The 12,157-nt window shown below is 65.3% G+C and carries 10 protein-coding genes and 1 other RNA gene; 5 read left to right on the forward strand and 6 right to left on the reverse strand.

What is annotated here, in order from left to right; genetic code table 11:
• Positions 1-143: 143 nt before the first annotated feature.
• The gene (locus tag LL964_RS00840; RefSeq protein ID WP_104587008.1) at positions 144-1,991 is read left to right on the forward strand and encodes a monovalent cation:proton antiporter-2 (CPA2) family protein; all 1,848 of its coding nucleotides are present in this window, start codon (positions 144-146) and stop codon (positions 1,989-1,991) included.
• A gap of 104 nt (positions 1,992-2,095) precedes the next feature.
• On the opposite strand, the gene LL964_RS00845 is transcribed toward LL964_RS00840, so the two are convergent.
• Positions 2,096-2,428, reverse strand: a complete 333-nt coding sequence (locus LL964_RS00845) for a DUF1244 domain-containing protein (RefSeq protein ID WP_104587009.1) — start codon at positions 2,426-2,428, stop codon at positions 2,096-2,098.
• A gap of 49 nt (positions 2,429-2,477) precedes the next feature.
• On the opposite strand from LL964_RS00845, the gene folD reads away from it, so the two are divergent.
• The 3 genes from folD to guaA all read left to right on the forward strand — a co-directional run bounded on the left by folD (position 2,478) and on the right by guaA (position 6,776).
• Complete coding sequence (folD, locus tag LL964_RS00850; RefSeq protein ID WP_104587010.1) at positions 2,478-3,389, forward strand: bifunctional methylenetetrahydrofolate dehydrogenase/methenyltetrahydrofolate cyclohydrolase FolD; 912 nt, start codon at positions 2,478-2,480, stop codon at positions 3,387-3,389.
• A 237-nt stretch (positions 3,390-3,626) separates the two neighbouring features.
• Positions 3,627-5,084: an IMP dehydrogenase gene (gene guaB, locus LL964_RS00855; protein WP_104587011.1), complete on the forward strand. Its 1,458-nt coding sequence runs from the start codon at positions 3,627-3,629 to the stop codon at positions 5,082-5,084.
• A gap of 126 nt (positions 5,085-5,210) precedes the next feature.
• On the forward strand, positions 5,211-6,776 hold the full coding sequence (gene guaA, locus LL964_RS00860) for a glutamine-hydrolyzing GMP synthase (RefSeq protein ID WP_104587012.1): 1,566 nt from the start codon (positions 5,211-5,213) through the stop codon (positions 6,774-6,776).
• Between the two features lie 177 nt (positions 6,777-6,953).
• On the opposite strand, the gene LL964_RS00865 is transcribed toward guaA, so the two are convergent.
• The 3 genes from LL964_RS00865 to LL964_RS00875 form a co-directional block, all read right to left on the reverse strand.
• Positions 6,954-7,877: an NADP-dependent oxidoreductase gene (locus LL964_RS00865; protein WP_104587013.1), complete on the reverse strand. Its 924-nt coding sequence runs from the start codon at positions 7,875-7,877 to the stop codon at positions 6,954-6,956.
• 219 nt (positions 7,878-8,096) lie between these two features.
• Positions 8,097-8,867 carry a TetR/AcrR family transcriptional regulator gene (locus LL964_RS00870; protein ID WP_228318039.1) on the reverse strand — a complete coding sequence of 257 codons (771 nt, stop codon included), beginning with the start codon at positions 8,865-8,867 and terminating at the stop codon, positions 8,097-8,099.
• 81 nt (positions 8,868-8,948) lie between these two features.
• Positions 8,949-9,025: non-coding RNA, sX9 sRNA (locus LL964_RS00875), on the reverse strand.
• A 427-nt stretch (positions 9,026-9,452) separates the two neighbouring features.
• Here LL964_RS00875 and LL964_RS00880 point away from each other — a divergent pair.
• Entirely contained in the window at positions 9,453-9,812 is a 360-nt protein-coding gene (locus tag LL964_RS00880) for a Rap1a/Tai family immunity protein (RefSeq protein ID WP_167395290.1), read from the forward strand.
• A 214-nt stretch (positions 9,813-10,026) separates the two neighbouring features.
• Here the strand turns inward: LL964_RS00880 and LL964_RS00885 are convergent, their stop codons facing one another.
• Together LL964_RS00885 and LL964_RS00890 are read right to left on the reverse strand one after the other, a co-directional pair.
• Positions 10,027-10,668, reverse strand: a complete 642-nt coding sequence (locus LL964_RS00885; protein WP_104587015.1) for a DUF8082 domain-containing protein — start codon at positions 10,666-10,668, stop codon at positions 10,027-10,029.
• A 44-nt stretch (positions 10,669-10,712) separates the two neighbouring features.
• Positions 10,713-11,840 (reverse strand): Cache 3/Cache 2 fusion domain-containing protein, encoded by a 1,128-nt coding sequence (locus tag LL964_RS00890; protein WP_104587016.1) that lies wholly within the window; start codon positions 11,838-11,840, stop codon positions 10,713-10,715.
• Positions 11,841-12,157: the final 317 nt, after the last annotated feature.

The raw sequence follows: 12,157 nt of genomic DNA on the forward strand, positions 1-12,157 counted from the left end.
GACGCCATCCGGCGTCGTTCGTCGTTTTGGCGCCGTCGGGCAGGGCGGGCAGACGTGGCGGACGATGTGGGGCATGCGCGGCGACGGACAAAGAGCAAGCAGATGCAGGGCGGCGTCGGAAGGTTGCCGTTAGAATCCCGGGCATGAGCCAGCCTGCCCACTCCAGTGACCTGATCAACGTGGTGGCCCTGCTGGGCGCAGCGGTGGTCGCCATCCCGCTGTTCCGCCGGCTTGGCCTGGGCTCGGTCCTGGGTTACTTGGCGGCTGGTCTGGCGATCGGTCCCTTCGGGCTGGGGTTGTTCGACGACCCACAGGCGATCCTGCATGTGGCCGAGCTGGGCGTGGTGATGTTCCTGTTCGTGATCGGGCTGGAGATGCGGCCCTCGCACCTGTGGAGCCTGCGCAAGGAAATCTTCGGGCTTGGCACCGTGCAGATCTGCGCATGCGCATTGGTGCTGACCGGCATCGGCATTTCGTTGGGGTTTGCGCCGCCGGTGGCGTTTGTGGCCGCGTCTGGTTTTGTACTGACCTCCACGGCCGTGGTGATGCAGCTGCTTGCCGAACGCGGCGATGTGGCACTGCCGTCGGGTCAGAAGATCGTCGCGATCCTGCTGTTCGAGGATCTGCTGATCGTCCCGCTGCTGGCCATCGTCGCCTGGATGGGCTCCAGCGGCGATCCCCAGGCCGCCTCACAACGCTGGCACGATATCGGGATCGGTCTGGCCTGCATCGTCGGCCTGCTGGTGGCGGGCCGCTGGCTGCTCAATCCGCTGTTTCGGGTGCTGGCCGCGTCCAAGGCGCGCGAGGTGATGACCGCCGCAGCCCTGCTGGTGGTGCTGGGAGCTGCCCTGCTGATGCAGGTGGGTGGGCTGTCGATGGCGATGGGCGCCTTTCTGGCCGGCGTGCTGTTGTCCGAATCCACCTTCCGGCACCAGATCGAGGCGGATATCGAACCGTTCCGCGGCATTCTGCTGGGCCTGTTCTTCCTGGGCGTCGGCATGAGCCTGGACCTGCGCGTGGTCGCCGCCGACTGGCGCCTGATCCTGGCCGGCGTGCTGGCGCTGATGGTCGGCAAGGCGGTCTGCATCTATGTGGTGGCACGCTTGATGCGCAGCGATCATCGCCAGGCGCTGGACCGTGGCGTGTTGATGGCGCAGGGCGGCGAGTTCGCCTTCGTGCTGTTCGCCGCTGCCTCGGCGTCGGGCGTGATCGATGCGCAGGTCAATGCCAGCCTCACCGCGATCGTGGTGTTGTCGATGGCGTTGACGCCGCTGTTCGTCCTGCTGCAACGCCGATTCACGCCTGCCGCGGCGGTGTCGCTGGAAGGCGTGGAAGCGGCCAACGGGCAGACCGGTAGCGTGCTGATCATCGGGTTTGGCCGCTTCGGCCAGGTGGCCAGCCAGTCGTTGCTGGCGCGCGACGTGGACGTGACCATCATCGACAACGACATCGAGATGATCCAGAGCGCGGCGAAGTTCGGTTTCAAGATCTATTACGGCGACGGTGCCCGGCTGGATGTGCTGCACGCTTCCGGTGCGCACAGCGCACGGGCGATCGCGGTATGCGTGGACGATCGCGAAGCGGCCAACCGCATCGTCGAACTGGCCACGCGCGAGTTTCCGCACGCACGCCTGTTGGTGCGCTCGTTCGATCGCAGGCATTCGCTGCAGTTGATCGCCGCCGGCGTGGACTACCAGATCCGCGAAACCTTCGAGTCGGCGGTCGTGTTCGGCCAGATGGCGCTGGTCGAGCTGGGTGTGGACGAGGATGAGGCCGGCATGATCGCGCGCGAGATCCGCCGCCGCGATGCCGAACGGCTGGAGCTGGAAGTCGCCGCCGGCAACGTGCGCGCCGGAACCGGGTTGATGTACGGCAACGTCACACCGACGGTTCCCAAGCCCACGCCGTTCACCCCACCGCGGCGGGAGAGCCGCTCGCTCAACCGCGATGCGCCGGTGCCGGCTGGCGAAGAGCCCGCGCTGCACGACTGAGCCGAGCCGAAAGGGCTGGCTCGGCACACCGGCTCGCTTCGGCCGATGAGTGGCCATGCCAGGGCGCGGCCGGCACGTCAGGTGTGCCAACGACGCAGAGGCGCTCAGCCGTGCCTGCGCTGGGCCGCCGCAAAGGCTTCCAGTTGCTCGGGGGTCGCTTCTTTCTGATGGCGCTGCTTCCACTCGGCGAACGGCATGCCATAGACCGCCTCGCGCGCCTGATCCTTGCTCATTGGCTGCCCCTGCGCCTGGGCGGCTTCGCGATACCAGTCGCCGAGGCAGTTGCGGCAGAACCCGGCCAGTATCATCAGGTCGATGTTCTGTACATCGCTGCGCTCCTGGTTGAGATGCTGCAGCAGGCGGCGGAACGCGGCCGCTTCGATGGCGGTGGTGGCCGGGTCGCTGCTCGACGGGCTGAGGAGAGTGGTGTCGGTCATGACGGAATCGGGGACAATGGACGGCCCTCGACTCTACACCTGACGCCCCATGACCGCTTTCGCGCCAGTTGCCGCCGCTCCGGCCCGCCTTCTCGATGGCCGTCGCATTGCCGAGGATCTGCTCGACGGATTGAAGCTGCGGGTGGATGCGCGCATCGCGGCGGGCAAGAGCCGGCCGGGGTTGGCGGTGGTGCTGGTGGGAGGCGACCCGGCTTCGTCGGTCTATGTGCGCAACAAGCGACGCGCCGCCGAGAAGGTCGGTATCGAAGCCTTCGATTACGATCTGCCGCAGGGCACCAGCGAAGCAGAGCTGGCCGCCTTGATCGACGAACTCAATGCCGATCCCAAGATCCACGGCATCCTGATCCAGCTCCCGCTACCGGGCATTCCCGATGCCAACCGGCTGATCCAGCGCATCGATCCGCGCAAGGATGTGGATGGCTTCCATCCGCAGAACGTGGGCCACCTGGCATTGCGCGAGTTCGGCCTGCGCCCGTGCACGCCGCGCGGCATCGTGACCTTGCTGGGCCACACCGATCAGCCGGTGCGTGGACGCAATGCCACCATCGTCGGCGTGAGCAACCATGTGGGCCGTCCGATGGGCCTGGAACTGTTGATCGCCGGGTGTACGGTCACCAGTTGCCACAAATTCACTCCCGCCGATGTGCTGGAAGCCAGCGTGCGCAACGCCGATATCCTGGTGGTGGCGGTGGGCCGGCCCGGCCTGATTCCCGGCGAGTGGGTCAAGCCGGGCGCGGTGGTGATCGACGTCGGCATCAACCGGCTCGAAGACGGCCGCCTGGTCGGCGATGTCGGTTTCGATGCCGCCGTGCAGCGCGCAGCGTGGATCACGCCGGTGCCGGGCGGGGTGGGGCCGATGACCGTGGCCACGCTGATGCAGAACACCATCGAGGCCGCTGATGCGGCCGGGATTGGGGATTCGGGATTGGGGATTGGTTAAAGGCAGTGCACGGGATTCGGCAGTCGGGATTTGAGATTCGTTAAAGGCAACGGCAAAAGCGCATGCATGGCCTGTCCGGGGCGCAGCGTGGTTGGCTAACCATCGAAATCGGAAGTCTGACAGGCAGACAATTAGTCGGTTGGGCAGCGCGGCGCCTTTGCCAATCCCGAATCTCAACTCCCCAATCCCCGCCCCAATGCGTTAAAATGTCGCGCTTCCCCACACTCGGGTCCGCCGATGCTCCGCATCCAGGCTGAAGCTCTCACCTACGACGACGTCTCCCTCGTTCCCGCCCACTCGATCGTCCTGCCCAAGGATGTCAGCCTGGAAACCCGGCTGACCCGCGATCTGCGTCTGAAACTGCCCATTCTGTCGGCAGCGATGGACACGGTGACCGAACACCGCCTGGCGGTGGCCATGGCCCAGCTGGGCGGCATCGGCATCATCCACAAGAACCTGACCCCTGCGCAGCAGGCGGCCGAAGTGGCCAAGGTCAAGAAGTTCGAATCCGGCGTGATCACCGAGCCGTTCACGGTCGGCCCGGACACCACCATCGGCCAGGTGCTGGCGCTGACACGTGCGCGCAACATCTCCGGTGTGCCGGTAGTGGATGGCAGCGAATTGGTCGGCATCGTGACCAGCCGCGACATGCGGTTCGAAAAGAGGCTGGACGACCCTGTCCGCCACATCATGACCAAGAAGGAGCGCCTGGTCACCGTGCGTGAGGGCGCCAGCGACGAGGAAGTGCTGGAGCTGCTGCACCGTCACCGGATCGAGAAGGTCCTGGTGGTCAACGACGGCTTCGAGCTGCGCGGGCTGATCACGGTCAAGGACATCCAGAAGAAGACCGACAACCCCAATGCTGCCAAGGACACCGCCACGCGGTTGCTGGTGGGCGCGGCGGTGGGAGTGGGTGGCGATACCGAACAACGCATCGAGCTGCTGGCCGCCGCCGGCGTGGACGTGGTCATCGTCGACACCGCGCATGGGCATTCGCAGGGCGTGATCGATCGCGTGGCCTGGGTCAAGAAGACCTATCCGCAACTGCAGGTGATCGGCGGCAACATCGTCACCGGCGATGCCGCGCTGGCCCTGATGGATGCCGGTGCCGATGCGGTTAAGGTAGGCGTGGGCCCGGGCTCGATCTGCACCACGCGCGTGGTGGCCGGGGTGGGCGTGCCGCAGATCACGGCGGTGGACATGGTGGCCGAAGCGCTGCAGGACCGCATTCCGCTGATCGCCGATGGCGGCATCCGCTACTCGGGCGATATCGGCAAGGCGCTGGTGGCTGGTGCGTCGACGGTGATGGTCGGCGGCCTGCTGGCCGGTACCGAGGAAGCACCGGGTGAAGTGGAGCTGTTCCAGGGGCGCAGCTACAAGAGCTACCGCGGTATGGGCAGTCTGGGCGCGATGGAAAAGGGGTCCAAGGACCGCTATTTCCAGGATGCCTCCGATGCGGACAAGCTGGTTCCCGAAGGCATCGAGGGGCGCGTGCCGTATCGCGGCCCGGTCGGCGGCATCATTCACCAGCTCATTGGCGGCCTGCGTGCGACCATGGGCTATGTGGGTTGCGCCACCATCGAAGAAATGCGCACCAAGCCGAAGTTCGTCAAGATCACTGGCGCCGGCCAGCGCGAGAGCCACGTGCACGACGTGCAGATCACCAAAGAGCCGCCGAACTATCGCGCTGGGTGATCCGGCGCGCGGGATTGGGGATTCGGCATTCGGGAGTCGTAAGAGCCTACCGCGTCCCCATCCGGCAGCGGCTGTGGCGTGTGCTCTTGCGAATCTCCAATCCCAACTCCCCAATCCCGGCTCTCAATGACCAGCATCCATAGCGACAAGATCCTCATCCTCGATTTCGGCGCGCAGTACACGCAGCTGATCGCGCGGCGCATTCGCGAGCTGGGCGTGTATTGCGAGATCTGGGCCTGGGACCATGACCCGTCCGAGATCGCCGGCTTCGGTGCCAAGGGCATCATCCTCTCAGGCGGCCCGGAGTCGACCACGTTGCCTGGCGCGCCGGTCGCGCCGCAGCAAGTGTTCGACAGCGGTCTGCCGGTGTTCGGTATCTGCTACGGCATGCAGACCCTGGCCGCACAGCTGGGTGGCGCGACCGAAGCGGCCGATCAACGCGAATTCGGCCATGCCGAAGTGGACGTGGTGGCCGCCGATGCGCTGTTCTCCGGCCTGACCGATCATGCCGGCGCCGCGCGCCTGAACGTGTGGATGAGCCACGGCGACCATGTGTCGCAGGTACCGCCGGGCTTCACCATCACCGCGGTGACCGATCGCATCCCGGTGGCGGCGATGTCCAACGAGGACAAGCGCTGGTACGGCGTGCAGTTCCACCCTGAGGTGACGCATACGCTGCAGGGCCAGACCTTGCTGCGCCGCTTCGTGGTCGATGTCTGCGGCTGCCAGACGCTGTGGACCGCGGCCAACATCATCGACGACCAGATCGCGCGCGTGCGCGAGCAGGTGGGCGAAGACGAGGTGATCCTGGGCCTGTCCGGCGGCGTCGATTCGTCGGTGGTCGCGGCGCTGTTGCACAAGGCGATCGGCGACAAACTGACCTGCGTGTTCGTCGATACCGGCCTGCTGCGCTGGCAGGAAGGCGACCAGGTGATGGCGATGTTCGCCGAGCACATGGGGGTCAAGGTCATCCGTGTCGATGCCGCCGACCGCTATTTCAAGGCACTGGAAGGCGTCAGCGACCCGGAAGCCAAGCGCAAGATCATCGGCAACCTGTTCGTGGAGATCTTCGACGAAGAATCCGGCAGGCTGGCCAACGCAAAGTGGCTGGCGCAGGGCACCATCTACCCGGACGTGATCGAATCGGCCGGCAGCAAGACCGGCAAGGCGCATGTGATCAAGAGCCACCACAACGTCGGTGGTTTGCCCGAGCACATGAAGCTGGGCCTGGTGGAGCCGCTGCGCGAATTGTTCAAGGACGAAGTGCGCCGCCTCGGCGTCGAACTCGGCCTGCCGCGCAGCATGGTCTACCGCCATCCATTCCCGGGTCCGGGGCTGGGCGTGCGCATCCTCGGCGAGGTGAAGCGCGAGTACGCCGAGCTGCTGGCCAAGGCCGATGCGATCTTCATCGACGAACTGCGCAAGGCCGACCTGTACGACAAGACCAGCCAGGCGTTCGCGGTGTTCCTGCCGGTGAAATCGGTGGGTGTGGTGGGCGACGCACGCGCCTACGAATGGGTGATCGCGCTGCGCGCGGTGGAAACCATCGACTTCATGACCGCGCACTGGGCGCACCTGCCGTACGACTTCCTCGGCACGGTATCCAACCGCATCATCAACGAACTGCGCGGCGTCTCGCGCGTGGTCTACGACATCTCCGGCAAGCCGCCTGCGACGATCGAGTGGGAGTAAGCCCGTGCGTGCAACATTGATTGATCGCGGCTGACCAGACCTAAGCCGAGAGCCCACTTAGCGCGGGCTTTCGGATTTCGGGCTGGCACTACTGCTTAGGGCGGCTAGCAGAACGGAGTGAGCGGTCGTCAGGTGGATGTAGACGGCGCGACGTTCTGTTCGCCGCTCCAAAGGCTGTCAGCTGACGGAGATGACGATCTTGCCACGTGCCTTGCCGGATGTCAGGCGGGCCCAGGCCTGGTCGAAGGCGTCGATGGCGACGTTACTGTCGATCACCACGCGCACGCCTTGGGCAACGATGTCCGAGACCAACTGGCCGAGACGGTCGGCATAGGGTTTGGCGTAAAAGATGCTGGCCGTGACACCGGCGGCCTCGGCATTGGCCTGGTCTGGCGGCATGGTGGTGGATACCAGACGACCGCCCTTGCGCAGCACCGCGTACGAGCGGGTCTGGGTCTGGCCGCCGATCAGGTCCAACACCACGTCCACATTCGACACGCAGCTGCTGAAGTCCTGTGCGGTGTAGTCGATGACCTCGTCGGCGCCCAGGCTGCGTGCCAGTTCCACACCATCGCCGGAGGCGGTGGCGATGACGCGTGCGCCTGCTTTGTGCGCGAATTGCACCGCGAAGCTGCCCACGCCGCCCGCTGCTGCATGGATCAACACAGTTTCTCCAGCGGTGAGCTGCGCTGCCGAAAACAAGGCATGCCACGCGGTGATGCCGGCGGTGGGTATGGCCGCGCCTTCGGCCGCCGACAGGCTGGGCGGCAAGGCAACGCAGACGCTGGCCGGGACTGCGGCAAATTCACCCATCGCGCCGCTGCGCCCGGCATCGGTCCATACCAGCACGCGGTCGCCGGTACGCCACTGGGTCACCATCGAACCGACGCGCTCGATGGTGCCGACCAGATCGGTGCCCAGGGTGATAGGCAGGGCGATGTCGAAGAAATGCTGGGCCACGCCAGAGACCACCAGTGCGTCCAACGGATTGAGGGCCGCTGCGCGCACGCGCACCAGCACCTGGTCGGGCGCGACATCGGGCACGGGGATGTCTGCGAGGGTAGGGCGATCATTGAACTGCTGGATGCGGACAGCTTTCATGGTGTGCTCCGGGGGGATCGAACAGGGCGCTGCGCGATGCGGCAGTCGCGACGGGTACTGAGTGCGGGTGTTGCAGCAGTGCTTCTGTCGGCTACCCGCCAGGTCGGGTCAGTCGACGGACATGGTCGGCAACGCCGGAGCGAGCGATCCAAGCGGTGCGATGGGTCGTCTGGAAGCCGGTGATGGCATTGCCGGTCGGTTGAGTTGCTGTGATAGCGGTTATCCGCTGCGATCTTCGGCAGGCGGCGCGCCTATCGCCGCACCCTGCAGCAACGTGCGAACAGCATTGCCGACGATGACGTCGATTTCCGAATCGTGCAGCGGCGGCGCGATCAGCCCGACGATCGCCAACAGCTTCACGTGGCTGGCGGTCATGCTCATGAACTGCTCGGCCAGCACATGGGCAGACAGGCCCGTAGTGAACTGGCCGGGCGCATCGCCTTGCTGGGTAGCGATCCAGGCGGCTACCTTGGCCTGGATCTTGAGATAGCTGGAACTCAACATCGCCTGCGCGATGTCCGGGAAGCGCTTGCCTTCGTTGGTCAGCACGCGATGCACGGCCAGCGTGCGCGGCGACAGGGCAGTGTTCACCAGCGTATGTCCGAGTACAGGCAGCACATCTGCGGGAGTCCGGCCTTCTATCACCAGGGCATCGAGCGGCTTGGCCATCTCCGCAGCCACGTACAGCATCGCCGCCTTGAACAAGCCTTCCTTGCCCCCGAAGTGGGCGTAGACATTACGGCGCGAACCGCCGACCGCCGCAATGATGTCGTCCACCGAGACCGCGTCGAAGCCCACCTCCAAAAAGCGCTCGGAGGCTACGACGATCAAGTCGTGGACACGTTGGGCGCCCTTCGGGGTGCGGTGTGCAGGTGGATCGAGATGCGTGATTGCCATGCTACATCCACCAGTCGTTTCGGTGAGGTACTGTACCGTACCATTTGGAGTTTGCAAGGGATTTCCAGTGTCGAGATCGAAGGAAGCCGGCAAGCATGGCTCGGCGTGCTGACCGGCTAGGCTGGGATGCGATTGATCGGCACGGGTGCCGACGTTCAACGCACGCCTTGGAGCGGCTAAACAGAACGTCGCAAGCAGTCGTCAGGCGGGTATGGACGGCGCGGAGGAACCGGAGTGTACGAGTGGTATGTGCCGATTCCGAGCACCGGCCGCGCCCGTCTGGCGGCTGCGCAGTAGTTTTGTTGGACGCTCTAATCCGTGTGGGTTTGCGTGGCCTGTTGATGATGGAGCGGGGGGATCGGACGAGGACGGCTGCGCACGTCCGTCGCCGCCGTTGCGGTTGGCGTGGTGATTGGTAATGCGGTTTGGCGGCAGCATGTCCGGATGTATGCTTGGACAACTGCTGTGCTACCCGGAGGCGCTTGTCACGAGGCACTCAGCGGCGGACCCGCCACGGGGCGATGAAGGCGCCATTGCGCGTGTGGTGAACTCCAACTGTGCAGAGTTGTGCAAGACGCTAGCCATGGACACCGCAGCCATTGGCAGCTTACCGATCTTCCTGAGGAACCATGCATGAGCTGTGCTGTCGTTTGCAGTAGTTTTCGAACGTTGGCTGCGATGCTGCTGTGCGCAGCGATGCCGGCAGCATGGGCGAGTCCGTCCGATGCCAGGCGCACCTGGATCCTCAGTGGAGCCGAGCTGGTGCAGGCGATGGAGGGCAAACTGGGCGATCCGGCGCACGATGGCCCTGCGCGGCGTCAGTTGTCGAGTGCGCGCGCGCGGGCCTATATCGAAGGGGTGGCCGATGCCACCAGCGGGGTGCGCTGGTGCGGGGCAGGGAAGGTGCTTCCGCACGAGCTGGTCGATCGGGTCTACACCTATCACCGGGGGTTGCCCGCCACGCAGCTGCAACAAAGTGCAGCGACGCTTGTGGTCGATGCCTTGGCACAGGCATTTCCCTGCGCTTCCAGGCCTTGATTGGAGGTGCCTGCATACGTGGACGTGCGCTGCAGGAAGCAAGGCGCCAGATCCTGCCCTGCTCATGCGCGGGATGTCCTTGCAGATGAGCAGCGCGATGCGATGTTCGGCTGTCGCCTGCATCTCGTGTTGCAGCGCTTGCCGGGTGCGACCGCCGCGGCAACAAAAAGCCGCGCGATGCGCGGCCTGATGCACGACCCGCGGTGAATGCGCTTCAGCGGAGCTTGGCCAGTGCCACGCGGGCGTCGGCCATGAACTTCTGCGCTTCCTGCGGTGTCGCCAGATTGGCGGCGAGCTGGCTGAGTACCTGCTCGATGTCGCTGGACGCTTCCCAGGCTTCGTCGCACAGCATGCCGGCGATGGGGCCGAGATAATTCAATGCGACTTTTTCCAGCACGCCGCGGACGCGCTCGTCTGGCGCGCCGGCGCCGCTGCTGGCGGACGCTGCAGGGGCAGGCGATGCCGCCGGTGCCGGTGCGGCTGCAGGCGCTGGAACAGATGCGGGCGTGGGCGCAGCCGGCGCGCGTGCCGGCGACGGTGCGCCACCGAGGTCCTGTTCGAACCCGCCCATCAGCCACTGACGCGAGTCCTCGCTCAATAGCGAGGGCTTGCCCATGCCGGCGCCCGGATCGGCCTGGAAACGGGCCTTCGCTGCGCCGACCATGGTGAGCCGTTGCACCGCCTCGTCGTTGCGCAGCATGCGAAATACCACTTCCTCGATCTGCCCGGCGTTGATGCGGACGATGCAGGAATGGTTTTCCTCGGTGACGACGAACAGAAAGCCGGACGCCTTTTTCAATGCCAGCGCTCTGAGCTCGCGCAGGATCTCGATCAGCGGGCGGAATTCATTGGACATGGCGTCTTCCTGGCGTCGTCTGGTACGGAGGCATCTGCAGTGGCTCAGCGCTTGCTCAGCCGCTCCATGGCCAGGCGGACACTATTGGACAGGCGCGAAATGGCACGTGCCAGGGTGCCGATTTCGTCCTTGAGATTGACCTCGGCGATGGTGTGGTTCCATTTGCCCAGGCTGAGTTCTTCGGCCACGGTGGTCAGGTGCTGGATGGGGCGCAACACGCGGCTCCAGATCAGCGCCCACTGCAGGCCGAGCAGCAAGGCGCAGACCAGCAGGCCGATACCGGCGATCCACAGGGACTGACGCACGATGACGCCGTTGACATCGCTCTTGGGGTACGCCGACACCAGGGTGAAGCCCCAATCGGGCACTTCCTGCTTGGTCACGACCCAGTCGTCCGGCGTTTCCTTGACGATGCGCTCGATGGTGGCGGTGTCGGTGGTCGCGCCGGTGGTCGACTGGAAGCGCAGCTTGTTCTTGCTGTCGAAGACGGCGATGAAGCCGGAATCGAGCACGCGACGGCTGCTGACCACGTTCTCCAGGGCCTGGGTGTCGGCCTTGTAGCCAACGTACCATGCGCCGATCACGCGCTTGTCGCTGCCGGCGAAGATCGGCTCGTAGCCGGTGACATACGGGTTGCCGAGGATGTCGACCACGCCGTAGAAGCTTTCGCCGTTACGCAGCTTGGCGGCTGCCTGGCCAGTGGGATCGAGCACGGTGCCGATGGCGCGGCTGCCGTCGTCCTTCTTGACGTTGGTGGAAATGCGCACGAAATCGTCGCCGGTGCGCGAGAACAGCGTGGCGGTGCCTTCGTGGATGGCGGTCACGTCGTCGAGCATGCTGAAGTCGTTGGCCTGCGGGCGCTGACCCAGCAACAGATCGTTGGCGTTGCGGTCTGCGACGCGGATCTCGTTGCCCAGGCTCGGCGCGCCGTGCGCGTTGGCTTCCTTGCGCAACTGGCGCATCGAGGAATTCACACGGTCCAGCATCATCGAGCGGGTGACGGCGAACAGGGTCTGCAAGGACACCGACTGGCGCTCGATGGAGTCGCCGGCCTCGAACCTGACCCGGTTCGCTTCGGTAATGGCCAGAATGACCGTCAGTGCCACCACCACGACCAGCACCAAGGCCAGCACCGGCAGCAGCAGGCGCACCCGCAAAGAGTGACGAAGCATCGCAATTCCCCTGAACGCGTTTAAAAGATGAAGCGACTGACGCCGAAGCGAGGTACGGCGGTTTGGTCTAGCCCTTATCGGCCATCAGTGACGGTGCTGAAGCGGCCCCCATGCCGCACGCGGTGCATACGATAGCCTAAGCCGATGCCTTTGACAGTACGGCTCGATCGCGGCGTGTGCCTGGCGTTCAAGAACCGTGGACGGTGTGGCACCCCGTCGGCCATAGTGCGGGATGAAGCTCACCGTCGATGCGCGCCCGGATCGGCGTTGGCGGCTGCGGGATGGCCGGATGCCGCACTCCGCTCGTTGCGCGCGGG

The organism is Xanthomonas melonis, from assembly GCF_020783655.1.
Lineage (GTDB): Bacteria > Pseudomonadota > Gammaproteobacteria > Xanthomonadales > Xanthomonadaceae > Xanthomonas > Xanthomonas melonis.

Excerpts from the sequence above, each read along its gene's own strand:
- LL964_RS00885 (WP_104587015.1), bottom strand. The coding sequence starts at position 10,668 with ATGTCCAATGAATTCCGCCCGCTGATCGAGATCCTGCGCGAGCTCAGA.
- LL964_RS00890 (WP_104587016.1), bottom strand. The coding sequence starts at position 11,840 with ATGCTTCGTCACTCTTTGCGGGTGCGCCTGCTGCTGCCGGTGCTGGCC.
- LL964_RS00845 (WP_104587009.1), bottom strand. The coding sequence starts at position 2,428 with ATGACCGACACCACTCTCCTCAGCCCGTCGAGCAGCGACCCGGCCACC.
- LL964_RS00880 (WP_167395290.1), top strand. The coding sequence starts at position 9,453 with ATGCTGCTGTGCGCAGCGATGCCGGCAGCATGGGCGAGTCCGTCCGAT.
- folD (WP_104587010.1), top strand. The coding sequence starts at position 2,478 with ATGACCGCTTTCGCGCCAGTTGCCGCCGCTCCGGCCCGCCTTCTCGAT.
- LL964_RS00840 (WP_104587008.1), top strand. The coding sequence starts at position 144 with ATGAGCCAGCCTGCCCACTCCAGTGACCTGATCAACGTGGTGGCCCTG.
- guaA (WP_104587012.1), top strand. The coding sequence starts at position 5,211 with ATGACCAGCATCCATAGCGACAAGATCCTCATCCTCGATTTCGGCGCG.
- guaB (WP_104587011.1), top strand. The coding sequence starts at position 3,627 with ATGCTCCGCATCCAGGCTGAAGCTCTCACCTACGACGACGTCTCCCTC.
- LL964_RS00865 (WP_104587013.1), bottom strand. The coding sequence starts at position 7,877 with ATGAAAGCTGTCCGCATCCAGCAGTTCAATGATCGCCCTACCCTCGCA.